Genomic DNA, 26,882 nt, shown 5'->3' with positions numbered 1-26,882 from the left:
TTTCCTAATTCCAATTTTATGAATTACATTGCAAATTGAACGAACAGAAAAAAACTATAGGCCCTATTGTCCAATGTATATCTGTCGTTTATGTTCGGAGCCCAAGGATTCACTCTTGCGTTTCGAACTGCGTCTCCTGCGAGAAGGTAGGAACCTCCGGTCCAGATAGATACGTAGTCCTTGAGGTAAAATTGATAGATCAAATCGAATTCGTAAAAAAGACGTTTGCCTCCTTTTTCTCCCAACTTATATCCTCCGAACGCTGCGCCTGTAGAATTTTCCGTAGTAAGCCCTGTATTTGCGGCGCCACCGGAAGAATACCACGCGTCGTTTACTGAAGTCTTTTGAATATCATAAACTACGAATATAAATCTACCGTAATTTCGAGAATTATACATTAGATGAATAGATTTGGTTCTTGTGTTCGACCAAAAGGTCGCGTTTGCGAGACCATTTCCAGAATCAAAGTAAGGAAAACCTCCCGATCTAGTCGCGAAGGAAGCATCATAAGTAGCCACTTTATTATCCGTTCTATTAGGGTCACCGGAAGCGATCGAATATTGAATTCCTACTCGGAACCGATCAAAAAAAGTATAACCGGTTTGAGCGATGAAAAATTTAGAATCGTATTCTACTCTTTCCGTATAAAGTCTTTTAGAGTTGGGGTTTCCGTCTACGGTTTGTTTGAGAGTGTCCCAACCGGCGTTGACTCTTTGACCATTGTAGCCGTACTGCCAAGAGGCTTCCAGGGTCCAATCCCAAGCCTTGGTCTTCGGCAAACGGTTGTTATCCGTTCTATTTGTTAAGCGAAATCCTACGGTGTTTAAATCGTCTCTTTGTCTGGTTCTATCTTGACTTGTGACTGGGTTTGGACCTTGTTCCCATTTTCTATCTACGTTGAAGTAATAAAGATCTAGGTTAAAGTCTTCCAGTTTAACGGTATTGTATAAACCGGAAAGGTAGGTATCATTGACCGTTCCACGTTTGACGCCGTTTGCTGTGTTGTTTCCTGCTCCTGCATTTGAGTCTTCTGCAATTATGGAAGTAAACGCTTCTGAGTTGAAATATTTAGAGTTGTATTTTACTCGAGCTCCATCGAAGGAGTTGCCGGTTTGACCGTCGTTTCTTCCACCAACGTATCTGTTGTCGCCAAAACCGAAAATCTGTCTTCCGATAAAAATTTCAAAACCATCCGCAAAGTTTTTCAATTGTACAAAACCTTCTCGTAAATCTGTATTGTTCTTAATACTTATGGAATTGTTTGCGGTTGGAGCGGAACTCAATTCTATTCCGGCAGAGTTAGAAAGACCTAAATAACCGAGTTGTCCGTCTTTACGAGATTGTTCACCTCCAAAAACTCGAACGTCTTGAATCGTAACCTTAGCGGCGACGTATGGGTTGGGGTCGATGACGAAAAAAACCTGAGAATTTTGAGTCGCGTAATTTCTATCATCTTGAGTTCGTTTATCGAAATCCGCGTTATGACTGTAATCAAAACGAGGGCGAACTTGGAAACCAGCTCTAAAAATATCTCCAAACCAAAGTTTGTCCGTCCTTCTTACCGCTTCTTGGTGTTCTGGAGAAAGAAGCATGGACTTCATAAATTCTCCTGGGAGTTTTCCTTTGTAGGGACTTTTATAAGGTTCTTCTTTAGCAAGCTCTTCTTGAATTTCAGGAATCCCTTTTCCGTCGTTTGGTTGTTCTTCATACTTAACGTCGGAAGGAGGGTCCAAATTAAGAACTGGCCCGTTTGTTTTCTCTTTTTTGGAACTTTGGGAGAATAAATTTAATGGAATTATGCAGCAGAGTAAAAGAGCTCCGGTTGATATTTTAAAAATTATATTTTTTTTCATTTTACTTACCCTCCTTGAAATTTTTTACCAAACAATAGGTTTTTATTTTCTAAGTCAATATTAAATTCGTTATATTGGATTTTTTATCTTTTATATAAAACAAAAGCTATTATATTTAGAAAAGGATTGCTCAATATAATAAGAATTTCTGTTTTATTTGAATATAATAGAATTCTCAATTTGAAAAGAGAAATCTTTATTTATAAGTTAAATATGTTTTAATTTTGGTAAATGAGACGATTTGTGTCATGTTCTAAAACCACATTTTACTTTTTGTAAAAAGAAATTTAGTTTTTAGGTGAGTTTGGCTGAGAAAGAATTTTTTGAAAGTATGAGTTCCTACAATTTTAGATTTGGTTTGTAAAATCATGATTTAAGGTAGTTCCCACATTTTAGGAATCGAAACCAGAATTCTTTTAGAAAATTCTTTCTTATTTTCTTACGTCAAACTCACGTTAGCTTAAAATTTTAGAAAAAATAACTACAGGCATTCATGAGTGAGAAAAAAGTACTAGATTTACTGGTCAAAGAAACATAACAACGGTGTCGAAATGGTTCTTGCGAACATATAAAAAATTGAGTCTATTTTGAAATTTATGACTTTGTTGAGGGAAGGCTATTTTATTTCAAATTTTTGAACAAGATTCGAATTGTTTTTATGTGTTTTCGTAGAACTCTGCGTAAGAAATTGGTCTGGGTAAAAAATTTTTATCATACTCGTCAAAACGTTCGAGTTTACTTGAGTTCAAAGATTTTTTTAAGATGTCAAACTTTTCTTAAAACTATGGGCAAGTTAGATTGACTTGAACTTCGGAACGAGGTGCATTTTCTGGAACCGTGAATACGGTTTCTCTCACTACGGTTTCAGGATAACCGTCTACTTTGGCAAGATCTCCCACACAACGAAGTCTATAATCTCCTGGATGAATGTATTTCATTTTAGTAGAAACACCTTGGACGGGAGATGCCATAAGAGGCAGTTTTGTATCAATTTCAGATTCAGAAAGACGATAAACGGAATAATAATGGGTCGTAGACGTCGTTCCACCTAACACTGTCAAGCTGGAGGCTTTTTCAGGACGTATGATCCTCGAACGAACCAGAAGTCCTCCTCCCATATCTGATTCTCCTTTATGGTCACTATCCGGTTTCCAGTCACTAATACCAACTAACGTTCTTACTCCTCCTATACTGGAAACATAGGAATGAATCATTAGGTTCTCTTTTAAATTGATCCTTACTTCCAAAATATAAGGATCAAAACCAGGATATATAAGCATATCCTGATCCCCTTTTTCCGCTTTGTAGAGTACTGGAAACACAAGAGGGGGGAAAACAGATTTTGTAGTAGCATCAGCTCCTGGTTTATAACTCAATCTAGGGACGATATTAATTCCGGGCACCCTATAATTATCAAACAAAGTGAGGTTGGAAAAAGTAAGTCCTGGCTCGGTGGCCCAAGCGGTTACCAAAGATCTTAAGTACAAACCAGTATAGTAAAATTGAACTGGCCCGTTTCCAAATGCTCCCCAGTCCGTTGCGGATGTGGGATCGTTGGATGGATAAGCAACTCCTTCTCCGTTAAAAAATTGAATCGCTTTGAATTCACCGTCGTTTAAACGACAGGAGTTTGAATTTGTGGTATAAGGAATTGTACAAAATACTTGTCGATTGGGTGCAATTTCATCCCAAAGACTTTTTGTATCTTTTACGTTTTTGACTAAACTCAGATCAAAAGCTCCTTCTTGATATTTAGTAGATAAACGGATTTCTCCTATATCTATAAAAATCGGAAGATTCTGAGCTAAGGGTACTCCATCTAAACCAAAAGCAGGATCAGCACCTTCACCACTTGTATCTTGATAAAGTTGACCGGTTCCACCCGAATAGGCCTCGAATCCGATTGGATTATCAGTGGCGTAGGTTCCTTTTACAAGCAGTAACATTCTTTGATTGAATAAGGTACTGATTACTGGATTTTTAGAATGTTTCCCATGCCAATCGCCTACTTTACAAAAGAACATTAGAAAACACGAAAGTATTAAGAAAAACCGTAAATAAGATCGTTTCATAAAAATACACTCACCATCAAACCGAACTGAAAAAATTCAGTATCTACTACTCTGTAATAATTGGGGTTACTCAATCTGGAATCTTCATAAGGACTTGTATAAGGATATTTTGTTTCTCTTGGGGCGTCCATACGAGACTCATAAATTTTATTGTAATCAATTCGAATTCCGATTCGAATTTTTTTTCCGGCTACAAAACTAGTTTCTAATCCTACGATCATCATTGGATCCCAACGAGATGTGTTGGAAGGTCTTGCTACTACAAACGCTTCTCCACCTCCTGCGCGAAGGATAAACGAAATCGGAAGGTCGAGCGGAATTTTATAACCCAATGCAAGATAGACCGGAATTGTAGTCAAAGCCCTTTCTGTTGCCGAAAGATAGTTTGCGTAAAAAGCTCCCATCTCGAGATAAAAGATCCAAGGCCAGGGAATTCTAAAAAAGAAACCGCCGCCTAACGTAGTGTCCAGATATTTCTGAGTTTCAGTTCCGGGTAACGGATTGGAAGCTCCTACCCAAACTCCAACTTCCGTTTTTCGATTGTCTTGGTATCCTTCTTGTTTATCTTCGTCTGTTTCCTCTGGATTTTCTACGTCTTCATCCTCTCTGGAAATGACACCGCTGGAAGGTAAACTGCCGGTTTGTGCTGTACGTTTCGGAAGAAACTCAGTGAAAAATCGATTCCAGTTGGGTTGATACCCACCTAACAGTTCGAAGGTTCCTGGTTTTTGAGGAGAAGCGAATAAGGTTCCCGGAAGAATTACAAACCAAATCAGTATCGTAGGTTTTAAGAAAATTCGAAACCGAAAGAACATGACTATTTTAGAAAATCCAAATGAGAATACATAAAATCGATTTTTGGGTAAGAATCGTAATAGGCTCTAATAAAATAAAGCCCGTAAGGAGGAAGTGTGATTCCTGCGATCGTTCTGTCTTTAGAGGAAAGAATTTCCAAAACGTTTGTGTCTTTTCGTTTACCGTTGGAGATTTCCAGAAGTGTACCTGTAAGAATCCGAATCATATTATGAAGAAAACCGTTAGCTCGGATTTTTACTTTTAGAAGACCTTCTAATTCTAAGCTTCGTTCCAGTTTTGCGTCTAAAATCGTTCGAACCGTAGAACGACCTTTGAGAGATGCAACTTTGGCTAAACTACGAAAATCGTGTTCCCCTTTTAATAACTCAAGTTCGGCTTCTAATCTCGGAACGTCAATCCTATGTTGATACCAAAAGGTTCTATTTTTCCAAGTAGGTCTTGGGTATTTTGTGTTGAGAATCCAATACTCGTATTCTCTAGAACTGCAAGAAAAACGTGAATCAAAACTTTCATCCACTTCTATCATGTTGAGTACGGAAAGTCCAGAGTCCGTGATTGCATTTAAACTTAGAAGAAATTTACTAAAATTTTGTATGACTGTTTGTGTTTTAAAATTTACGATCATTCCTCGTGCGTGAACCCCTGTGTCTGTTCTACCTGCACCGGAAATATGAATTTCTTCCTTGAGAAGAATTTCAGCTGCCTTTTCTAAATTCTCCTGAATACTGGAAAGGCCTTTTTGAGTTTGAAATCCGTGGAAACAAAGTCCGTCGTATTCGACGAGGAGGGCGTAGTTTATTTTTCGCCTCCCATTTCCTCGATGAGTTTACTATATTCATCGTATAACTCTTTTGCCATGTCTATGATAACCGAAGGTTTAGACTTGGAACCTTTTCCGGAACCGTACAGTCTGGAAAGGGTTCTTTTGGCTCTTACTAAAAGATTGAGTTTAGCTGCTGGATCGGATGCGAGTTCATCCCTAAATTTCATTGTGAGATAAGCGGAAAGATAAATGACTCCGTCAAAAGCCCAGTTTTTATCCGTATCCGGACCTAAAATATAAGAAGCCTGATCTACTGGTTCTGATCCACTTTGCATGATTTCCATGGTTTCAGTGTACCAACCCGCTGCTTTTTGATAGAGAAGATCTCGAACCTTGTCAAATCCCATATTAGGGAAGTCGTTGTTTAGATCTTCAAAATACCAAGCTCCTCGAACTGAACAAACTGCTTTTTTAGGAGTAGGTGCTACAGTAGCTTTTCGATTTTGGTAACATTCAATGGCGAGAAGATAAGAGGCGGCGCCTAAAACTAAATTGCGATCCTGATAAAAATCTAAAGGACCTAGAATTTTTTCGAGGTTGGAACGTCTCGTATCAAATTGAGAACGGACTTTTTCGATTTCTTCTGCGTCTAACGTGGACCAGTCTTTGGAAAAAGAGGAATAAAGACAACGAGGACAAACACTGATTACATAGTCGTTCGGACTGACACGACCGAATTTTTTATTCTTTTCGTAGAGTCTTCTCAGTTCTATGGTTAGTTTCCCGGCGATTAGACGGCCACCACCTTGGAACATATTTTCTTTTTGATGAACTTCGTTACAGATCGGACAAACCGTATCTTCCTTTGCACGAAATGAGATCTTTTTTCCTTGTGCGAGAGCGCTGGCTGTCATAGTCTTATATATGAAAAACCCGAAAAAAACGGGAACGGGCTGTCAATTCGAACACCATTCTAACCGATAGAGTAGGAAGAAAAGCACTAATTTCTTTGTTGCTTCCGGCTTAAAAACCGGAAAGCTCTGGAAAAGGTTAACCGATGAAAAGACTGATTCTTATATCCATTCTGATTTCCATTCTTCCCGTTTCTGTATTTGGAGAAGCGGTTTCTAGTAAGGCCTATAAAAAAAGGGTGGAATTACTTCTATACTTAAGAGCGATCGAACCGATTGTTCGAAATTACAAAGGAGAAGTTCCTGGCGGACAGAATCAACAGAATACAGGTGCAACGGCTACAAATAATCAGCAAACGGGGGGAACTCCGGAACAAGACGGAGATAGAGTTAAAAAATATAAGGAACTCAAAAGACTCTATCAAGAAGGACTTCAATATTTTTTTGAAAACAATCATGTAAACGCATATCGTAGATTTTTAGAAGCTCAACTTGGAACAGAAATGTTATTGGAAGAACTTTCTCAGTTCTATGTAGAAAGAACGGAAGAAATTTTAAAATCTGCGATTGAAAAGAAAAATCCTAACAATCCGGAAGATAGAAACTTAGTAGATATTGCAATTGAGTGGAGTAAAAATTCTTTTATAGTAAGAGATATGACTGCGAATCGAGAAGCTCCTCTTACTAGAAGAATGTACAATCCTAGAGATTTTCATTACGTAACGAATAAATACGCGATTGAGAAAAATATGGAAATGGGTTATAAATTTTTGGGACTCGCCAAAGAAACCCGTAACAATGCTCTTAAAATCGAAAAACATTTAGAGAAACACCAGAAACTTCAACCAAGCCATAGAAAACATAGAATCGAGCACTACATCGCTGCGATTCAACTTTGTAGAGATGCAAGGGCAAATGCGATCAATATCTTTAAGTTGAAATATCCATACGATAATTATTATCTATTTAAAAGCGACGCAAAAACCGAGGCGATCAAAGACGATGAAGGAAAAGCCGGACCTTCCGAACCGGTTTCTCTCAACGGAGTCAATTACGATTTCAGTCAAAATCCAACATTAGAATATGATCATAGAATGAGTCCTGTATTTGATCGTAGAATTCCGGAAGAATACCGTAGGGACGCTGTGGACATTTTAGAAAAAATTTATGACGACGAAGTCAAAAATCGAATTTTCTTAAAATGGGATCAGGAAAAACGCAAACAGTTGATCGGAGATAAGGTTCCTAATAAATAACGTTTCGACGGCGCTCGGGTTTATATGCAGGGCGCCAGTTCTAAAACGAAAATTTGGGTCGCGTTTTAGAAAAATTTTTCTCAAGTGTAAGAGCTCCCACACTTTAAATTTTATCTGTAGTATTTGCTCTTTGTAGTAGTTCCTAATTTTCACTGATAAATCTAAGTGTAATAGTTCCTACACTTTGGGTTTTTACAGTGGGATTCTAAAGTAGGAGTTCCCGCATTTTAGGAAAAAATTCGGTTTTATAAAAATTAATTCCTACGACGAATTTACGTTAAGTATAACGTGAACTTCGACGTAAGAAAACGAGAAAGAATTTTTTAAAAGTATGAGTTCCTACAATTTTAAAATTGGTTCGTAAAATTATGATTTGCGAGAGTTCCCACATTTTAGGAATCGAGATCACAACTTTTTTTAGAAAAATGAACCATGGATTCCTTTATACCGAACTCACGTTAAGTATAATTAAATTTGTAATAGTTCCTACACTTTGGGTTTTTACAGTGGAATTCTAAAGTGGGAGTTCCGCATTCCAAACTTTTTCTCCTTAAAACTAGCTTTTCTAAAAAAGATTCTTTTGGAAGATAGCCTCGATGAACCCGTTGAAATTTATGGAAAGCCGTTTGGGCCGTTTTCCGAAATCCTACCGTAAAATTGTACTCAAAACATATTTAATAACAATCGTTTTAGTATTTAGTTTCGCATTTCCAAGTTTGATCGCTGGATTGTTTTTCGCGCTCATAGGAAATCAGAAAAGAAAAAACGCCTCTTTTTTAAAAGGATCTGCGGTTTGGGCGGATTCTATTATTTGGATGACTAAAACCCGATTTTTCAAAATCGGAGAATTTCAGATTCCATCAAAAGGCCACATGATTTTTTCAAATCATGTGAACGAGTTAGACTTTCCCTACGATTGTCTTGTGATCAATAAACCCTACCTTGCCAACCAAGTGATTAAAAAAACTCTGATCGCGTATTGGTGGATGAGGGCGATGGGTTCACAGGTCTTTGAAACTACAAAGGCGGCAACAATTGCGGTTTCTGTTAGAAACGTACTGAAAGGTTTGGATACCACTTCTTTTATAGTATATCCGGAAGGTCATAACTCTTATCGGGAAGAAATTCAACCCTTACAAAAAGGAATGATCAAACTTGCATGGGAAAATAAAATTCCAGTGGTGATCGTGTTGAAATCCGGACTGACCGGGTATCAAACACTGGAAAAAGGATTTGTCGTAGCTTATAAGCAGGCGGGAATTTACGATCCTACGCAGTATTCTTCTTGGGAAGAGTTTAAAGATTTTATTTTCGAAACTATGGATCGAGAAAAGAAAGCTCTTGATTCTATGCTTTCATCCGAAGTTCAAAAAGAATCGGTGCTCGTATCTTGATTTCTAAATTACTGATTGCGAACCGTGGAGAAATTGCGGTTCGAGTGATCCGTACTTGTAAAAAACTAGGAATCAAAACCGTTGCGATCTATTCGGATGCGGATAGGGATTCTCCGCACGTAAAATTTGCGGACGAATCGGTATATGTAGGAGAATCTAGTCCTTCCTCTTCTTATTTAAGTATTTCTAATATTCTTGAAACAATCAAAAAGACAAAGGCGGATGCGGTCCACCCTGGTTATGGATTTTTATCGGAAAAAAGTGAATTTGCAAAAGCATTAGAAAAAGAGAATATACTGTTTTTAGGCCCTAATGCGGAATCGATGGAACTTATGGGGGATAAGATCAATTCCAGGATTAAAATGGAAGCGTCTGGAGTTCCGGTTGTTCCAGGTTACAATGGACAAGATCAAGATCCTAAAATACTTCAAAAGGAAGCTGAAAAAATTGGCTATCCTTTGATGATTAAAGCGACCGCGGGAGGAGGGGGAAAGGGGATGAAACGGGTTTATAAACCGGAAGAATTCCTTTCTTCGCTTGAATCCGCACAAAGGGAAGCGCAGAAAGCCTTTGGGGACGGAACCGTTTTTTTGGAAAAATACGTAGAGACTCCTAGGCATATCGAAGTACAAGTTTTCGGAGATAAATACGGAAACGTTATGCATCTCTTTGAACGAGAATGTTCGATCCAAAGAAGACATCAAAAAGTGATCGAAGAATCTCCTGCTCCAAATTTGCCAAATTCTCTTAGGGATGAAATTTGTAAAGTGGCGGTCCAGGCGGCTCAGTCTATCGGTTACGTGGGAGCAGGAACTGTAGAATTTATTTTAGGAAGGGATGGTAAGTTTTATTTTCTAGAGATGAATACAAGGCTTCAAGTGGAACATCCTGTAACGGAATATATTACCGGACAAGATCTTGTAGAATGGCAGATCCGAGTGGCGGAAGGCAAAAAACTTTCCGAACTCACAAAAGGAAAAACGATCATTCAAAACGGACATGCGATCGAAGCTCGTATTTATGCAGAAGATCCTGAAAATAATTTTTTACCTTCCACGGGTATATTAGAATATATTGAATTTCCGGATCGTGAATTTTTACGTGTGGATACCGGGGTAGAAACTGGTTCTGAGATCACAGTTTATTATGATCCTATGATCGCAAAGATGATTGTTTGGGGAAAAACTAGAGAAGAATCTATCACACGTCTTAAGGAATCCATAGATTCGACAGTGATTTTCGGACCTGTAACCAATACGTTTTATTTATCTGGAATTCTTTCTCATGAAGAATTTAAAAAAGGGAATACTCATACTCATTTTTTGGAAGAACAAACGATTTTATTTACTCCTGAAAAGGAAGTTCAAGCAGATGCGTTTTCCTTTGCGGCAGCTGCACTTTCTGAAAAGAAAAAATCCCAAGGAATTTGGGAAGCGATTGGTTCGGGAGGTTTTTGGTGATCGAAGAAAACTTTCGATTTAGACATAGGGAGGAGGAAATTCCGGTTCGGGTTCGTTCCGGTTCTCCCGGAGACGTTTCCGTATCAATTACGTTAGGCGGAATTGTACACGATTTCCGAATTTCTAGAAATTTTCAGAGTGAAGGAAATGGGCTTTTTTCCGGACCTGGAAACCATTGGAGAATACTTCGAAAAGGAAATCAAATTTTCATTCATCATAAAGGCTGGAATACGAAGATACTTCTTTCTAATCGAGAGATTCATTTGGAGGAAGGAAGTGGCGGCCTGATCAAAAGTCCTATGCCTGGTAAGGTGATTCGAATTGGGGTTTCTGTTGGAACTACGGTTAAAAAAGGTTCCGTGCTTGCGATTGTGGAAGCGATGAAAATGGAAAATAATTTGCTTTCTCCCGGAGATGGAATCGTAGAGGAAGTTTTAGTCAAAGAAGGTAACATGGTTTCTCAAGACGATGTGATTTTAAAATTGAATCTGGGCTGACGTTCATCATCGTAATTTTTTTTTAAACGGAGTTCCGACCTAATTTTTTCCAGATTTGTGGGAACTATTACATAAGTTTGATAGTTTAAAAATCTCTTAATAACTTAAGATTTGTAAGAGTTCCTACAGATCTGAATCTTAGGGATCAACTTTGAAAAATGTAGGAACTCACACTTATAAAAAATTCTTTCTAATTTTCTTACGACGAACTCAAGATAACTAGATCAAATTTTCTATTATTCGGAGCTATAGAATAAAGTCTCAGTACTTTGCAATAGAAATTTATGATACTTGATTTGGTAGGGATCAATGTCTATTCGGTTTAGTGGATGACAGTCGGTTTTGCAAAAAAAACCTGGAAGGAAGGGCGGAGAAATAGTGAGCGATACAGTGGAACAAAAATTAAATCGATCCATCGAAGAAGAAACTCGTAGAAGAAGAACCTTCGCGATCATTGCTCACCCTGATGCGGGAAAGACCACTCTTACAGAAAAACTTCTTTTGTATGGAGGTGCGATTCAACTCGCCGGAGCGGTAAAAGCCCGAAAAAATCGAAAAGCTGCCACTTCCGATTGGATGGAGATGGAAAAAGAAAAAGGAATTTCTATCACTTCTGCAGCGCTTCAGTTTGAATATTCTGGGCACGTTCTTAATTTATTGGATACTCCCGGTCACGAAGATTTTTCAGAAGATACGTATCGCACATTAATCGCAGCGGATACTGCAGTGATGGTGTTAGACGCAGGTAAAGGAGTCGAACCTCAAACGATTAAGTTGTTCAAGGTTTGTAGAGATCGTGGAATTCCAATCGTAACCTTCATCAATAAAATGGATAGGCCAACTAAAAATCTTTTTTCTCTTTTAGATGAAATCGAAAAGGTCCTAGGAATTTCTGCCGTGCCGATGGTATGGCCGATCGGAACTGGAGTGGATTTTAGTGGAGTTTATTCCCGTAAGGATAAGAAAATTCTAACATACGATAAAACTCCAGGAGGAAGTCAGAAGTCTTCTTTTCAAACCTCGGGAGTAAATGATCCCGAACTGGATTCAAGATTTGAAGACTGGGTGATCAAAACTTTTCGAGAAGAATTAGAACTCGTAGAAGGTGGAATCTCAGAATTCAGTCAGGAAGATTTTTTAGATTCTAAAATCACTCCCGTTTTTTTCGGTTCTGCCGTGAACAATTTCGGGATTCAATTATTTTTAGACGAGTTTATCAAGATCGCTCCTCCGCCTTTGTTCTTTCCTTTAAAAGACGGATCTAGATTAGATCCGATTCGGACACCTTTCAGCGGATTTATCTTTAAGGTCCAAGCAAATATGAATCGGCAACATAGAGATCGAATTGCATTTTTACGCGTAACGTCTGGTAAATTTGAAAGAGGGCTTAACGTGCTTCACGGAAGGCTTGGAAAATCTGTGAAACTTTCATCTTCTTTTGCGTTTTTTGGCCAAGATAGAAACACCGTAGACGAAGCTTATCCAGGAGATATTATCGGTCTTGTAAATCCTGGAACGTATGCGATCGGAGATATTGTAGCTTCTTCTAAAGTTCCGGATTTAAAATCTCTTCCGGTATTTGCACCTGAGCTTTTTGCTACGATTTCTTCTTCTGACACTTCAAGTATGAAAAGTTTTCGGAAAGGTATTGATCAATTAGCGGAGGAAGGAATTTTGCATTTGTTTTCTTCTCAGACGATCGGGGGAGGTTTGCCTATCATAGGCGCGATGGGACAACTTCAGTTTGAAGTTTTTAGAAGAAGACTTTTAGATGAATACAACGCCCCTTCTACGATCACGATTTTACCTTATGTGATTTCCTGTTGGATCGGTCAGGAGGATTTGGGGAAGGTTCCTTCTTCTGCAAATCTTGTGACAGATCGAGGCGGAAGGGCGGCTCTTCTTTTTGATACCGAATGGGACAAGGGATATTTTCAAAAAAAGAATCCAGAAATTACGCTGTTGGATTATCCGCCAGGTCCTTAAGCAATAAGGAATATTCTGGAATCTTAAAAAAGTGTGAGTTCTGCTTAAGAATATTTTCTAAAAGTAGTTCCTACAATTTTAGAATTTGTTCGTAAAATCGTGGTTTGCAATAGGTTCCTACATCATTTTACGAACAAACCTAAGTTTTGTAGTAGTTCCCACATTTGAAGAATACGACAGGTTTAATTATTATAAGCTTCTATTTTTCAAATTGTAGTAGTTCCCACATTTGAGGAATCGATCTGTAAAGTTCAGATTGTAACTTTTTTCAAAAAAATAAATCGTAGGATTTATTTACGACGAATTTGCGTTATCTATACAAAACCTGTGATATTTTTTTCAAGATTTCAATGTGAAATCTGAAGTAAAAAAAAATTAATGAAGTAAGAATCCGAATCTTTTCGGAGTCATAAAAATTGTATTTGCACCAGATGTCTTTGAGGCGAAGTAACTCTTACAGGTTTCTTCGCCTATTTTTTTAGAATTTCTAAAAAGATTCTAATTAAATAAAATCCAGTCAAGTAAAGAAAGATTTTTCATAAAAGTAGAAAGATTAAATTCTATGGAAATCTTTGTAAAACTCAAGATAATAATCTAAAAGTCGAATTTCTGCATAAAATCGTTGTTTGGTGATTATCATAAAATAAAAAAATTCATTTAGAGGGTTTCTCATCGTTTTATCCATTAAACTGAGGGATCATTCGGATTTGCACGTTATGTCTCTACAATGTGGGAACACTGCATTTTGTTGGGTGGCCTGAATTTGGAACAAGAGTATTAGAAAAGGCTTTTTTGGAAATGTGTGAGTATATTTTGCGGATGAATTCTAAAAAAGTATGAGTTCTCACATTTCCAAACTTATTTATAAAATCTTGATTTGCAGTAGTTCCCACAATTTTAGAAAGAATTGATTTTAACGTAAAGAACTCTTGTAGGTATAGTCTGCGTTGGCTACGATTCTGAATTTGATTTATTGAAAAATAAACTCTCCGTCTGTTTCCGTTGTATTGAAATGGTTTCGCTAATTTCCACTATGAGGTTTTTTAACAACTCTATTACATAGTTTCAATAAAGATTTGTCTTAACAAATTTCCGATTTAAAAATAGATTGAACCGGTCTTTCTATTTACGAATAATTCGTTTTATGGACCCTGATTATGAAATCAAAAAAATTAAACTTTAAGAATATAGATGAATACATAAATCTCTTTCCGGAAGATGTACAAGACAAATTAAGGAAACTACGTTCCACAATTAGGAAAGCGGCGCCTAACGCTGAAGAGAAAATTAGTTATCAAATGCCGGTCTTTGCTTTAAATGGTAACTTAGTTTATTTTGCAGCTTATAAAAAACATATTGGATTTTATCCTACTTCGAGTGGAATTAAGAAGTTTCAATCGGAATTGAATGAATATAAAACCTCTAAAGGAACGGTTCAATTTCCAATGGATCAACCTCTTCCTTTAAGATTAATTGCAAAAATTGTTAAATACCGCATAAAAGAAAATACACAAACTAAAAAAAGTAAGTCTTGAATTTGTTATAAAATCTTTTGCAAACGCTGAAGGTTGTGTATTATATATTTCTTATGAAATTGAATACCATAAATTTTTAGTGCAAAGAACTAAGAGCTTTACTATATAGGTAGGAGAACTATAAACGTGATTTTAGAATGGACGAAAGTTTGTTTATGAATTTAAGTAATCAAGAAAAAATTGATATTTTACGCATATCTAAAAAGATTTTTATATGTATCGTTAGGCATACTGGAAAAGATTTAGATAAACTTTCACTGAAAACTTGTATTGTCAATGATCTCGGAATATCCGGAGACGATGTGGATGATTTGTTACAGGATATAAACCGATATTTTCAAGTCGATTGGTCTTCTTTGAATTTTAAAGAATATTTTGGCGGAGAAGGATTTTCTATTGTAGGATTTTTTATTTTTTTAGTTCGTTTGATTTTTAATTTAATGAAAACAATTTCGAGGGTTTTGATAAACTTCAATTTTTCTCACTTTCGCTTTTTCGAAAATAATCAAAAAGACTTTCAAATAGAAAATCTGATTCTGGCCGTCTATTATGGAAAGTGGGATAATACGTTGATTTCGTATTCAATTCCGATCGAAAAAGAGATTCAAAATTGGCAGATTCAATATTGGAACCGATTTAAAAAAAGATACTGATTCTAATGAAGGACTTAAATCCTTTTGGAAATCGCCGAACGAATCTTAACACAAACGTGAGCTCGATATTAGAAAATGAGAAAGAATTTTCTAAAAGTGGTAGTTCCCACATTTTAGTATTTACGGCAATTTTAAGGTTTTGTAAGAGTTCCCACATCCATTTTTCACGATAAAACGAAATTTTAGAAAACAGATTTCTTATACCGAACTCGCGTTAACACAAAGTAAAAATAGCAAAAATAAAATCTACAACGTCCATGCTCCGGAAGTGGAAGAATGTATTTCTAAAGATAAATCTCATAAGAGGTATGAGTTTAGTTATTACCAGTAAGTCTAATTGGATTGTTGGAGTTCAAGCCTTGCATGGCAATCCGTATGACGGCATAACCTTACCCACAAGTATTTAGATTTCAATATTAAATCTTGTGGGAATTACGACAAATCCTCTGTAAAACTGAGTTCCCGCCCTTATTTTTGGGTGGGGGCGGAGGTGGAGAAATTCGGAAGACTTTTCTCTATCAGAAAAACATGCTTTTTGCAAGTAAAAAGACTCATTCTTGTCGGAACACTTGAAAAATGTGCGTTTTTGAGCCTTCTTATTCTAAAATCCTATTCAACTTGTGGGTAAGGTTATGGTATGACGGTGGATGCTATCAATCAGATGGAAAAGATTGTAGATCTTCGTCCTATGCGGACGTCTTAAAATTTCAAAGACTCGGTCTGAATTTAAGTAAGGGCTCCCATAAAAATGTCCTTTTTTAACAAATCAAAATGTTTTTCGAAGTATCTTTATGAGTTCAACCACTCGGTTTCTAAATAAAATTTAATTTAGAATAATATAATATTATCATATATCTTTTAAATGATTTGTCTCGAACGTAGTCCAATCCGTTTTTATATTCGATTTGTTAAAAATAGAGTTGTTAAAAAATTAATTCTTGATCTGTTTGTATTGGATTGAAATGGACAATTGAAGCAATTTTACGAATCTTCACTATGGAATTTTTCAACCACTCTAATAAATTTTTTATCTGCTTCTGTTTTATTGAAATGGGTTTGTTAATCTTCATTATGGAATTTTTTAACAACCTACTGAATCCGTTCTAAAGAAATAAAAGTTTATGACTTCTATTTTTATTTTTTGGAAAAATTAAGAATTTCTTTTGTAATTGATTCTAGATCCGTGGAGCCTAATTCTTCTTCTAAAACTTTTTGTGCTTTTTCATACACTTTAGAAAGGATCGGTTGGATCGCGTGACCACAGATACATTTCTTATTTGGAGATTTAGAATGCATCTGAAAGATCTTTTCGTCGATCGCTTCATAGATTTCTTTCAGATTGATGGACGCCGGAGTTTTTGCAAGAATGTAACCGCCGTTTGGTCCCATTTGATTTCGTACGATTCCTTGATTTTTTAAAAGTGATAGAATTTTGCGGATCACAACTGGATTTGTGTTCACACTTTCCGCAAGCTCTTCGGAAGTTTTAGTTTTACCTTCTCCTAAAGAGAGTAGGGAAAGTATGTGGATTGCAACGGTAAATCGACTTGTCATATCTGTAAGACATCCAGTTACAGAATATAGAAAACGAGTGTTCGTGTCAAGTCAAAGCTATTGCTCCAGTTAAAGATGTTTTTAAGGATTTTTGGTTTGGATTTTTTTTGGAATGAAATTGGTTTATTTAGAGATCAATTCTGAATTGAGAATGATGAGTTTAAAATTAAAAATCTCTGGATTAATTTTCATCCTACTATTCATCTCTATAATATAAAATCGAGTAACGTGAATTTTAGTAGTAAAATCACGTTTTGACACAAAATATTGATTAAAAGAAGTTGTTTGCTTGGATATTTTTACTTCAAAAGTATTTAATAAATTTAAAATATTTAAATATACTTTTATTTTAAAAAAGAAAAAATGCTTCTATGGAATCTGAAATCAACATCTTAAAAATCAAATTTCTAAATCTTACTGATCTCTATAAAATTGAATACCGTTAATTCTATCACAAAACGCTGATTCTATGTAAAAATATTAGGTATTTTATTATATAGTTATGAGTAACAACTTTTGTTCAATGGAAAATTCGTTTTATAGAGATTATAAACTCAACGAAGTGTTTTTATAAATTCAGTTTTGGATATAGGATTAAAAATAACGCATGTATGTCGATGTCGAAAGCAGGCTCACTCTAAATCAGCGCCTTTATTTAAGGTCGATATGTACTGGAATGTATGAAATGGAAGTACTACCTTGACTGAACCATTCTGGGACCGCTCTTCTCCAGGAAATGAATTGTGGTGATTCTAAATGTTGTTTTCTCGCGGTTTCATTTTTATATATTTCCATAAATAGAAATCTGCCTGGATCCCCGTCGCCTTGAAGTATGTCCAATCTTAGAACCCCTTCTTCGGATTCTATAGATTCTTTCGCCATTTCTTGACTGATTTTTTTGAATTCTTCTATCTTTTCTTCTAAAACTTTATAGGAGGATACAACCACGATCATAGGAACAGAATTTTTGAATATGGAATCGTTGGGAAGAAAAATCCTACTTGCGTTAACGTATGGAAATCAGAAGAATCCTTAAAATGAAATTGAATACTCGAATTACAGAAATGCTCGGAATCGATTTACCTATCATAGGAGCTCCTATGTTTTTAGTTTCTTATCCTGATTTGGTTGTGGCGGTATCCGAAGCAGGTGGAATTGGTTGTTTTCCTTCTCTCAATTATAGATCTATAGAGCAACTCAAAGACGGTCTTCAGGAAATCCGTTCTAAAACCAAAAAACCAATCGGAGTCAATCTGATACTTCATAAATCTCATAATCCAAATTGGTCCAAGCAGTTACAAGTAGTATTGGACGCTAAGGTAGAACTGTTGATCACTAGTTTAGGTAGTCCTCGTACTGTTGTCAACGAAGCCAAAAGTGTAGGCGCTAAGGTGTTTTGTGACGTTACAACTTTAAAACATGCGAATATAGTTGCAAAGGCTGGAGCGGACGCTTTGATTGCGGTTGCACAAGGCGCCGGCGGACACGCAGGAAATATTTCCCCTTTTAGTCTTTATCCGTATCTTAAGAAAGAAACTGGTTTACCTATCATCGCGGCAGGGGCGATTTCTAGCGGAGCACAGATGTTGGCCGCTTTTTCGTTAGACGCGGATGCGGTTTACGTAGGAACCAGGCTAATTGCAACTCCGGAAGCACAGGCGTCCGAAGAATATAAGAAAATGCTCATAGAATCTGGTCCCGAAGAGATCGTGTATACCGAAAAAATATCTGGAATTCCTGCTAACTGGCTCAAGAAGTCTGTGGAAAAGGCGGGGGATCTTTCTCATAGTGGACAATCTCAAAACTTGGATCAGGAATACAAACGATGGAAAGATATATGGTCTGCCGGACACGGTGTTGCTCAGATTCAAGGATTGATTCCCGCTAGAGAAGTTGTTTTAGATATGGCAAAAGAATATTATGATATTCTAAATCGTTTACCTCGTTAATTTTCTGGAATTGTTCTATTTTACTGATTCCAGAACGCTCGATTTTAAGACAAATCCGCCTTTCAAGAAAAAACTATAAATCATTCAATACGACTGTTTTGTGGAACTACTACATTTGGTTGGAGATTTACTATTCGGACGTATGAAAATAGTATTAGAAAATGAATGGGTGATTTTACAACGATTCAGAAATTCTCAAAAAATTATATCTAATTTGAAATCGTTAGCTTTTTTGTGTGAGATCCTACATTTTAAGTTTTGAAATAGGCTTAAGAATCGTATTATTTTTATGCGTCTGAATAGTAAAGACGATAGATGGTATGGCTTTAAAACAAATCGATCAGACCGTTTTGTGAATCGTAGATATAGATTTTTTCAATAACTCTAAAAAAGAATCAGAAGTTTAGAGAAGGAAAACTTTTCAAAAGTATCATTTAAGCGCGTTTGTTTCTGAGGGAAATCATATGAAAAACTCCGAATATTAGAATTTGAATACAATCTAAAAATATATTGTTTGATTTCTTCCGTAAGAGAAACCAGAAATATACAATTTCTAAAAGATGTACAGCCAAGGTTCCGTAACCCACTGCTTTGATTAGAAAACTAAGATGAGATTCTACCGAAATGAAACCAAATAGAAGAGCGCTAAAAACGATCCAAAATAAAACGGCACCGATTTTAACTGTTGATAATATTAGATACATAAATTTGTTCCTGTCCTGTTTCCAAAAAACTTTTAAGATTAAATAAAGTTAAGATTCAAAATATTAAAAAACTATTCTGAAAAATTTCGCTCATTGAAACTTTTGAAATCGATTGGTCAAGTAAAAAAGAGACAATCGATTGACTCGAATTTTAAAGTAAGTAAACTGATCGAATGTTACCCTGTTGCCATCATTTAATTGTCTTCTACTCATAACTATATAATAAAGTACCTAATATTTTGCATGGAATCAGTGTTTTGTGATAGAATTAACGGTACTCAATTTTATAGAGATCAGTAATAAAATTCTAATGAAACTTCTCCTTTCTTTGGAAAGGTCTAAATCGATGGGTATATAAAACTCATACGAAAACAAAAGGAGCGATCTTGTTCGGAACTTTTTTTCCGTAAGAAGATTGTTTGGATTATACAAAAAGGGCCGTAGAAGATTCGTGGTTTTAAACTATACTGGCCGGTTGGATTTGACTAGACCTGATCTTTCGGAGACTTTTTATTATCTCGAAAAAAAAGAAATTCCTATTGTCATTCATTCTGGCGATGCACCTCTTCCGGGGACCTTATACAAATATTAGATCTTTTATAGAACGTTATCCGAAATTGAAGGTAATGGGCGCGGAATTACTTGAAATTTATCCAGAACTTAGTATGGATACCACGATGGTTTTTGTGGACTTTTGGCTACAGGGGAAAATACGGATTGTTATTTAGAAATTTTAGAACGTTATTCAGATAGAATTCATTTTGGATCAGATTATACCATACTCGCTTAGTCATTTTCTATTCAATACTTCTCTTTCTGGAAAGATCAAAAGAAAGATTTTTCTGGAAAATAGAGCGAAACTTTTTGGAATTTCGATTTAAAACGAATTCGAAAATTAAGTTTTTTTAGATTTTAAATATAGGTTTCAATTCTAAATCAAAGTTAGGAAAAAACTTGCCAAAGAGTGTTCCGTATCTACTCTTTTCTATATGTGCGACATTTTAAAGCGAATATTCGGATTTATACTCGTAGGATTTCTTGCGATTCAGTGCGGAAAAAAAAATTCTCCTCCATCCGAAGAAACTTATAAAAGGGTCGCAGAGGCGTATTGCACTCAAATGAATCGTTGTAAAGAACCTTATCTTGCTTCTTTAGAAGGAAAACTCAGAAAAGAAGCGGCTCTCACGTATCCAGACAACGTTCAGTGTTACAGCGATTTTAATTACGACTACGATAAGTCCGAGCCGATCGTTTTAAAAAAGCTCAGCGATAATCTGAAATTAGAAGCAGAACTTTGTATTAAAAGTGTGAAACGTGCGGATTGTGGTTCTATCGTAACATATCAAATTCCGGAATGTGCGGAATACAATACGTTTTTAGAAACGATTTCCATTCCTTCTTTAACAAAATAAAAATTTTTATCTTAAGAAATTGTACCTGTTTCTACAACTTAGAATTATAGGATCAAGTGTCTAATTCAACATTAAATGAAAATTTTCTATAATCCAGGTTTATATAAGTAATCTATGTTAGTTGAAAGATCATAAATTTAAAATAAAACTCTTATAGATTTTTATCGTTTTAAATATTAGAGTTGTTGAAAAATAAATTCTTCATCTGTTTCTATCACATGGAAACGATCGATTGAAGCAGTTTTGTCAATTTTGAACTTTCAACAATTCTATTGTTATGTTTATAAAAAAATTATATTTTTGAAAAAAGTGAATACGAGAAATTTTTAAAAAACTTTGGTCTTGAAAAAACTCAATAACTGGGAAATAAAAACTAAACCGGAATTTTTCAAAGAAGATCGATTTCAAAATCGTTTTTTTTTACGAAAATAAAATGAATTCTATTATTTTTGAGATCTTGTAAAGGAAATAAATACTAAAAAAAATTGTAAAAAGAAACGATTCGATTCGTCGAATGTTTCAACTTTAGCTTATCCAAAAATTTCAAAAATCAACCAAAATCGATTGAGAATATAGAAACAGAGAATGTTTTTGGATGAAGTATAAACTAATTTTAAAAGGGACAAGCACGACTAATTTCAAAAATGAAAATGGATTTTAAGTTTAAGACTTATACAAACTGATGTGTATTCAAAAGATCATATTTTGATTGATGCTAAAAATCTGAAGTCCCAAAGGAGTCCGGTATGTCTTACAAAATGGACGGAGCGAAATTCCAAACAATGGAAGAATTGATAGACGCTTTTTATCCTCTTTATTCGGATACTATGTCCGAGGACGACTTTGAAAAATACGTTCAGGAGAATGTAAGAGAAGAATAATTTCTCTTGAGCAGAATTGAAAGGGGATCGAGAACACCCGTTTTGCTTGTCAGGAAATCGGGTTTCGTAAGAATCATCCCATGCAAATCATACAGAGGAAATGGAAAATTCCTCACGCGGCAAGAAAACCTCTTGTATTTTTTTTAGTCTTTTTATTTTTATCCGTACAATTTCGATTTTTATTTTCGGATCAAATACCCGATTCCGTATCCTTACAAAATCAATATCTAATTGCTCAGGATTATCAGATTTTATTTAAGAATTTTCTTTCTTCTGGATACGATCGTTCCTTACAAGGTGGTAGTCCCACGTTTTACTTCCAAGCTCCCTTTTTCTTTTTTTTGGTTTCTTTTCTTCACACGTTTATTTTATTTTTTCTTCCCTTGGAAGTTTCTTTTAATTTAGGAATTTTGCTCGGACTGTTTTTATTTTCATATGCGTTTTTAAAATTAGGATTTTTATTTCTTACGGAAACGAACCTCAGTCCAGGAAATACCTTACTTACTATGACCGGGCTTATGTTTTATTTTTTATATCCGGGAGATCGTGTTGTAGGTGCGGGAATTGTAGGAGTTTTTCAAAACTCAATTTCGTTTTCGGTAGGACTTGCGATCGCGTTACTTGCAATTTATTATCTGGAGAAATTTCGTTATACCGGAAAAGTTTCTTCCTTCTTTAAGAATCTGATCACTGGAACTCTCGTATTTTATACACACTACGAAACTTCTTTGTTCTATTTAATAGCGTTGGGAATTTATTTTCTTTTTTACAAAGACGAATTTGAAAATCTTGAGATCTTATTGATTTTTTTATTTCCTCTTTTTTTTGCCTTTCCTATATTATGGAATTATTTTGCGTATGTTTCGTTTCAGCAAAATCCTCCCGTTTCTTTTCCAATCAACGGACTTTTATCTCTTTTAGGAGAAGAATTTTCAAATTCAGTTGCAAGACCAGAGAAGGTTTTAGACCTAATCAAACAGATTTTGATGGATCAATATTGGATTCATCTATTGTTTCCGATTTTATTTGTAATCGGAATCCGATTGTTGTTTATCAGAAAACTATTACCTCCGATTTCCAGATTTCTAATATTTGGAGCCCTATTTTTTTATTGGATGGCTACAGATTCTTCTTTATCTATGATTTTTCCTTGGCTACATGCAAAGTGGCATACGGCCTTGAACGTATCTTTGGTTTTTCTGACTCTTTCTTCTCTTGTAACCGCCAGATTCTTTTTAAAAAATCTTCCGCCCGGAAAATGGAAATTATGGGGCGGTTTGGTTTTATTCATATTGGGATTGTATCGATTTATCGTAACGATCCCGGGTCCGGCTACTGGGATCGAAACTTTTACAGAAAATCCTTCTGCGATCTGGGAACAGAAAAAAGAGTGGACCCATGTTTTTGAAAAAACTTCTTATGGGGCATTGATTGCATCCGAAGAAATATTAGAAGAAAAAGATTCCCGTTGGGCTTCTGTACTGATTCGTCAATCCGTTAGACGAAATATCGTTTTGAGAAATCGTTTTGAGAAATCGTTTCCTTCTTCGGTTGAAGAAATCTTTAGGTTATTTCCGGAACAGGGAACAAAACCTTTTTTAAACAAAGAAGAGAAACAAATAAATCCTGCTCCTGAAAAAGAAAAACTTTCAGAATTATTTTTTAAATTACTTTCCGAAAGAGGGGTTTCCTACGTATTGCTCGGTTCGGATTCTTTGAATCAATTGGCGATTGTGTCTCCGAAATTTTTTTCTAAGATCGATCAAAAAGGAAAGTGGATTTTATGGAAATTGAATTCTTCTCGATCTTTTATGGAGCTACTTCCTAAAAAACCGATTGCGATTTTAAAAGAAGATTTTTCATTTCAAAAGTTTAAATTAAAATCCGCCTTGGATTTAAAGTTCGAACAAAATCTCACTTTGATTCCTGTTTCCAAAGAAGAATTTAAATCGGATGAAAATTCGTTTTCGGACTTTTGCGAAGTATCTTCTTGTTTTAAAGAAAAGATCAAAGAGAAGGAAAATTTTCAAAATAAAACTCGGACTAAAACGGAGTTAGTTGATTTGCCTACAGAAATTTGGCCGGTTACTTGGAGCGATTCCGAAATCAAATGGGAAATTCCGAAAGAAAAACAATCGGAGGCATGTTTTCCTACACTCGTTCGTTCTGGCTTTTTCCCTCTTTGGAAACTTGTATCAGGAGAAAAAGTCTATCGAACCTTGGAAGATCAATTTTATTTTTGTTCTAAAGAAAGAAAAAATGAATTCATATTTTATGATATTCGAACATATTTAATTACCTTTGTTCAACTTTTGCTTCCTCTTGCTTTTTTTGGAGCCACATTTTTAACACGCAGGAAAATATCTAATTGACGTTCTTTACAAAAGATTTACGAAAAACTCCTTTTAGAAAAAGACAAACTCTTTCTAATTCTATTTTGATAGGATTTTCTGCGGCGATACTTTTTATTCTGTTTTTAGGAAATCCAGAAACTCCGATTGTAAAAATTATACTTTCCGCTTTGGAAGGAGGTTTGATCGGAGGATTTTGTGATTGGTTTGCCGTATGGAAAACTTATAAAGCGATTGAAGAGGACGGTTCCAAACTTTCAGTCGAAATCGGAAATTGGGTGGCTAACGATCTTCTACATCACGAAGTGATCCGCTCCAGAATTAGAATGGTATTAGAAGATCCTTATACTCGAAACGAAGTTCACGAAGTTTTACTGGAAACTTTCGGAAATGAGGAAAAAACAAAAGAGATATTAAACGGACTTTTCTCCAAAGTGGAGGAAGAAATCGTTCAATACTTGGTTCGCTATCAATTTTCCGGAACCGACGTCGCATTATTAAAAGAGTTAAATCGGCAAAAAGAAATTATGGATACGATTAAACTTTTGATCGGAGAGTCCATGATAAAAGTTGCAGATACGGAAGAGTTTAAATCTCTGCTTCAAGAAATATTAGGAAAAATGAATTTAGTAGCTCAGGTAGTATTGAACCTAGTCGTAGACTTTCCAAAAAAATTAAAGGAATACGGAAATCACGTAAAACAAGGTTTGGAGATAGAATCCAAGGACGAAAAAACGATCGAAAAATTGGTCAGTCTTATGGCTGCTTCTTCGGAAACTTACATATCCTCTTGGAACGAATTACATTTGGATCAAAGAGAAAAGGCAGTTCGATCTTTGATGGGATTTTTAAAAGACCAGTCTAGCCGACTTTTGTCAGCGCTCATTCAAACTCATCTTAAGGAAATCGGAGAAGTGAAAACCTTACAGGAATACGCGCCTCTTCGTTCCGTACTGGAGTTTGTAGAAAAACGTATAGACGAAAACGTTTCGGGTTATATCGGAAGACAAATTACGGTTAGGCTTCAAAGTCTGGAGCCCAAGGATCTTAGAAAAAATTTAGAATGGAAAACTAGAAACGTTTTAGAAACGATCCGGATTAACGGAAGTATATTAGGATTTTTTTTGGGATGTATCACTGGACTTATAAGATTCTTTTTTTAAGAGTTGAAATTCTGATTTTTATATTTATCATTTTAGAAAAGTTACGCATTAAAGTTAGGTGGAGTGTTACAAGAGAGTGGATTTATAGGCTTTGGACTAAGTAAATAGGAAGAGTGTAGTATCTTATTTTTTTACTTTGAACAAAGTGATTTTGAAAGAGTTTGGAAAATATTCAAAAAGTTAAAAAGTGTTTCTGATTGATAATTTTTCTTGAGTAGAATATCAAAATTAGAAGTATTTCTCTTATCTCCTGAAACGTAAATTATTAGCTTAATTTAATCTATTGAGCGTTAAATAAGACGTAAATTTTTTCTCTATTTATTGTTGAGTCGACTTAAACGGTTAACAAAGTCCAAATGCAAAGTTTCAGGATTTTAATATTTCAGAGGATCTGATTTTGAAACAAAAATACAAAAAGTTTTGTCGAATTTAAAATGCTGTTTAATAGGATTTACTATCTTAAAATTATAAATGAATTTTTTAATAGAGTAATTTAGAAAGGATCTTTTTTAGAGAGTATGGTTTTTGAAAAATTCAAACGTATTTATGCGCAAGAATCTTTTATCTTAAGGGTAAGGGCTCTCTATTTACTTCTTTTTAATGTAGTTGTTTTTATGTTTGCGAGTTTATCGTTTACATTTTTTTTCAATGAGAAAGAACCTACTTACCGACCTAGTTTTATACTTTTTATAATTGCTTCTTTTTTATCGATATTTTTGCTTTGGATAGGACAATTTAAAAAAGCTTTATTTCTAACCTTATTTTCCGTGGCTACAGGGCTTGCATGGGCCTTACTTTTTGGGAATCCTGTCGGAAACGCTTTATCGAGTCTTTCTATTTTAGTGATTTTGTTTTTGTTATTCACTGATATTAGAACTACTCTTTATATTTCTTTATTTTCGTTTATATTGATTCTATTGTTTTTTTACAGACTCAATTCGATGGATAAGTTAAACAGCGTTTTTGCAGTAGATTCTATTATAGGTTTTATTCTTTTTACGCTCCTTTCTTTTTTAACTGTAAACCTTTTAAATTCTTATATTAAAGAGAAAGACGAACTAATCAAAGAAATTCATCATAGGGTTAGAAATAATCTTCAAGTGTTAAGTGGTCTTGCCATTCTTCACAATAAAGACGGGGCCGATTTACAAAGGGTGTTATTTGAATTTCAGAATCGGATTCTTGCAATGTCAGAAGTGCATAACTATTTGTATAAATCCGATAACTATCATAGTATAGAATTTTCTAATGTAATTGAAAAAATTATAGAGAATCTTAAAAACAAACATAAAGATTCTAAGATAACCATTCTAAATTATTCCGAAAAAATAAATTTGCCAATTGAAACGGCAATTCCTTGTGCAATGATTTTTAACGAACTTCTAAATAACTCACTGACTCATGCGTTTAAAGAATCTAAAGATCCTAATATAGAAATTCATTTTTCTAAAAACGTTTCCCTCTATAAATTAGCAGTCAAAGACAACGGGACAGGAATGACAATTCCGACGAGTTGGAAAAATTCGAACACAATAGGTTTTACTTTAATTCAGATACTTTCTAGGCAGATTCATGCAAATTTTGAAATTTTTAACGATCATGGTTTGGTCGCCGTTTTAGAATTTTAATTGATGTTTATAGATTTTCCCAAAAATCTTACGGATATTTCTTT

At 35.2% G+C, this 26,882-nt stretch carries 22 protein-coding genes and 1 pseudogene; 15 read left to right on the top strand and 8 right to left on the bottom strand.

Going from position 1 to position 26,882, the window contains the following annotated elements; all coding sequences use genetic code 11:
* Window positions 1-23 precede the first annotated feature (23 nt).
* From LEP1GSC049_RS214600 to LEP1GSC049_RS214620, 5 genes are all read right to left on the bottom strand, one after another.
* Window positions 24-1,853 carry an alginate export family protein gene (locus tag LEP1GSC049_RS214600; protein WP_004750369.1) on the bottom strand — a complete coding sequence of 610 codons (1,830 nt, stop codon included), beginning with the start codon at window positions 1,851-1,853 and terminating at the stop codon, window positions 24-26.
* 782 nt (window positions 1,854-2,635) lie between these two features.
* Window positions 2,636-3,925: an LIC11270 family surface protein gene (locus LEP1GSC049_RS214605; RefSeq protein ID WP_004763443.1), complete on the bottom strand. Its 1,290-nt coding sequence runs from the start codon at window positions 3,923-3,925 to the stop codon at window positions 2,636-2,638.
* Window positions 3,922-4,740: a hypothetical protein gene (locus LEP1GSC049_RS214610; RefSeq protein ID WP_004750377.1), complete on the bottom strand. Its 819-nt coding sequence runs from the start codon at window positions 4,738-4,740 to the stop codon at window positions 3,922-3,924. Before LEP1GSC049_RS214610 ends, LEP1GSC049_RS214605 begins: the two co-directional genes overlap by 4 nt.
* 2 nt (window positions 4,741-4,742) lie before the next feature.
* Window positions 4,743-5,540, bottom strand: coding sequence for a tRNA pseudouridine(38-40) synthase TruA (gene truA, locus LEP1GSC049_RS214615; RefSeq protein WP_078131647.1), 798 nt, complete (start codon window positions 5,538-5,540; stop codon window positions 4,743-4,745).
* The gene (locus LEP1GSC049_RS214620; RefSeq protein WP_004750300.1) at window positions 5,537-6,418 is read right to left on the bottom strand and encodes a DUF2225 domain-containing protein; all 882 of its coding nucleotides are present in this window, start codon (window positions 6,416-6,418) and stop codon (window positions 5,537-5,539) included. The genes truA and LEP1GSC049_RS214620 overlap by 4 nt, the downstream gene beginning before the upstream one ends.
* A 143-nt stretch (window positions 6,419-6,561) precedes the next feature.
* Between LEP1GSC049_RS214620 and LEP1GSC049_RS214625 the strand changes: the two genes are divergently transcribed.
* The 8 genes and pseudogenes from LEP1GSC049_RS214625 to LEP1GSC049_RS2000000226335 form a co-directional block, all read left to right on the top strand.
* On the top strand, window positions 6,562-7,671 hold the full coding sequence (locus LEP1GSC049_RS214625) for an LIC11274 family protein (RefSeq protein ID WP_004750376.1): 1,110 nt from the start codon (window positions 6,562-6,564) through the stop codon (window positions 7,669-7,671).
* Window positions 7,672-8,267: 596 nt separating this feature from the next.
* On the top strand, window positions 8,268-9,065 hold the full coding sequence (locus LEP1GSC049_RS214630; RefSeq protein ID WP_016748829.1) for a lysophospholipid acyltransferase family protein: 798 nt from the start codon (window positions 8,268-8,270) through the stop codon (window positions 9,063-9,065).
* Window positions 9,062-10,525: an acetyl-CoA carboxylase biotin carboxylase subunit gene (locus tag LEP1GSC049_RS214635; RefSeq protein WP_004760908.1), complete on the top strand. Its 1,464-nt coding sequence runs from the start codon at window positions 9,062-9,064 to the stop codon at window positions 10,523-10,525. Before LEP1GSC049_RS214630 ends, LEP1GSC049_RS214635 begins: the two co-directional genes overlap by 4 nt.
* Window positions 10,522-11,022, top strand: coding sequence for an acyl-CoA carboxylase biotin carboxyl carrier protein subunit (locus tag LEP1GSC049_RS214640; protein ID WP_004777049.1), 501 nt, complete (start codon window positions 10,522-10,524; stop codon window positions 11,020-11,022). The genes LEP1GSC049_RS214635 and LEP1GSC049_RS214640 overlap by 4 nt, the downstream gene beginning before the upstream one ends.
* Before the next feature lie 342 nt (window positions 11,023-11,364).
* The gene (locus tag LEP1GSC049_RS214645) at window positions 11,365-13,008 is read left to right on the top strand and encodes a peptide chain release factor 3 (RefSeq protein ID WP_004763509.1); all 1,644 of its coding nucleotides are present in this window, start codon (window positions 11,365-11,367) and stop codon (window positions 13,006-13,008) included.
* A 1,157-nt stretch (window positions 13,009-14,165) separates the two neighbouring features.
* A complete protein-coding gene (locus LEP1GSC049_RS214650) occupies window positions 14,166-14,543 on the top strand; it encodes an iron chaperone (protein ID WP_004759092.1) in 378 nt (125 codons plus the stop codon).
* 155 nt (window positions 14,544-14,698) lie between these two features.
* The gene (locus tag LEP1GSC049_RS214655) at window positions 14,699-15,196 is read left to right on the top strand and encodes a DUF1493 family protein (protein ID WP_004750411.1); all 498 of its coding nucleotides are present in this window, start codon (window positions 14,699-14,701) and stop codon (window positions 15,194-15,196) included.
* A gap of 232 nt (window positions 15,197-15,428) precedes the next feature.
* A pseudogene (locus tag LEP1GSC049_RS2000000226335) lies at window positions 15,429-15,588 on the top strand (IS5/IS1182 family transposase); the annotation flags it as partial.
* A gap of 742 nt (window positions 15,589-16,330) precedes the next feature.
* Here LEP1GSC049_RS2000000226335 and LEP1GSC049_RS214660 read toward each other — a convergent pair.
* Both LEP1GSC049_RS214660 and LEP1GSC049_RS214665 read right to left on the bottom strand, forming a co-directional pair.
* Window positions 16,331-16,750 carry an Rrf2 family transcriptional regulator gene (locus LEP1GSC049_RS214660; RefSeq protein ID WP_004759063.1) on the bottom strand — a complete coding sequence of 140 codons (420 nt, stop codon included), beginning with the start codon at window positions 16,748-16,750 and terminating at the stop codon, window positions 16,331-16,333.
* Window positions 16,751-17,401: 651 nt separating this feature from the next.
* Window positions 17,402-17,704, bottom strand: a complete 303-nt coding sequence (locus LEP1GSC049_RS214665) for a putative quinol monooxygenase (protein WP_004750382.1) — start codon at window positions 17,702-17,704, stop codon at window positions 17,402-17,404.
* Between the two features lie 83 nt (window positions 17,705-17,787).
* Between LEP1GSC049_RS214665 and LEP1GSC049_RS214670 the strand changes: the two genes are divergently transcribed.
* Window positions 17,788-18,699: an NAD(P)H-dependent flavin oxidoreductase gene (locus LEP1GSC049_RS214670; RefSeq protein WP_004759009.1), complete on the top strand. Its 912-nt coding sequence runs from the start codon at window positions 17,788-17,790 to the stop codon at window positions 18,697-18,699.
* 434 nt (window positions 18,700-19,133) lie between these two features.
* Here LEP1GSC049_RS214670 and LEP1GSC049_RS214675 read toward each other — a convergent pair whose 3' ends face one another.
* Window positions 19,134-19,403 carry a hypothetical protein gene (locus tag LEP1GSC049_RS214675; RefSeq protein ID WP_016560797.1) on the bottom strand — a complete coding sequence of 90 codons (270 nt, stop codon included), beginning with the start codon at window positions 19,401-19,403 and terminating at the stop codon, window positions 19,134-19,136.
* A gap of 557 nt (window positions 19,404-19,960) precedes the next feature.
* Here LEP1GSC049_RS214675 and LEP1GSC049_RS2000000229070 point away from each other — a divergent pair.
* The 6 genes from LEP1GSC049_RS2000000229070 (at window position 19,961) to LEP1GSC049_RS214695 (ending at window position 26,838) form a co-directional block, all read left to right on the top strand.
* Window positions 19,961-20,131: a hypothetical protein gene (locus LEP1GSC049_RS2000000229070; protein WP_016560799.1), complete on the top strand. Its 171-nt coding sequence runs from the start codon at window positions 19,961-19,963 to the stop codon at window positions 20,129-20,131.
* A 261-nt stretch (window positions 20,132-20,392) separates the two neighbouring features.
* Window positions 20,393-20,815, top strand: coding sequence for an LA_2478/LA_2722/LA_4182 family protein (locus LEP1GSC049_RS214680; RefSeq protein ID WP_004750642.1), 423 nt, complete (start codon window positions 20,393-20,395; stop codon window positions 20,813-20,815).
* A 746-nt stretch (window positions 20,816-21,561) separates the two neighbouring features.
* Entirely contained in the window at window positions 21,562-21,696 is a 135-nt protein-coding gene (locus tag LEP1GSC049_RS2000000228955) for a hypothetical protein (protein ID WP_004750287.1), read from the top strand.
* Between the two features lie 80 nt (window positions 21,697-21,776).
* Window positions 21,777-24,068, top strand: coding sequence for a hypothetical protein (locus LEP1GSC049_RS214685; RefSeq protein WP_016560820.1), 2,292 nt, complete (start codon window positions 21,777-21,779; stop codon window positions 24,066-24,068).
* Window positions 24,065-25,210 carry a DUF445 family protein gene (locus tag LEP1GSC049_RS214690; protein ID WP_004759108.1) on the top strand — a complete coding sequence of 382 codons (1,146 nt, stop codon included), beginning with the start codon at window positions 24,065-24,067 and terminating at the stop codon, window positions 25,208-25,210. Before LEP1GSC049_RS214685 ends, LEP1GSC049_RS214690 begins: the two co-directional genes overlap by 4 nt.
* 518 nt (window positions 25,211-25,728) lie before the next feature.
* The gene (locus LEP1GSC049_RS214695; protein ID WP_004750595.1) at window positions 25,729-26,838 is read left to right on the top strand and encodes a sensor histidine kinase; all 1,110 of its coding nucleotides are present in this window, start codon (window positions 25,729-25,731) and stop codon (window positions 26,836-26,838) included.
* Window positions 26,839-26,882 lie beyond the last annotated feature (44 nt).

This window comes from Leptospira kirschneri serovar Cynopteri str. 3522 CT, assembly GCF_000243695.2.
Taxonomy (GTDB): Bacteria; Spirochaetota; Leptospiria; order Leptospirales; family Leptospiraceae; genus Leptospira; species Leptospira kirschneri.
Note: the sequence above shows the minus strand (reverse complement) of the source record. Positions and strands in the feature narration are given on the sequence as shown.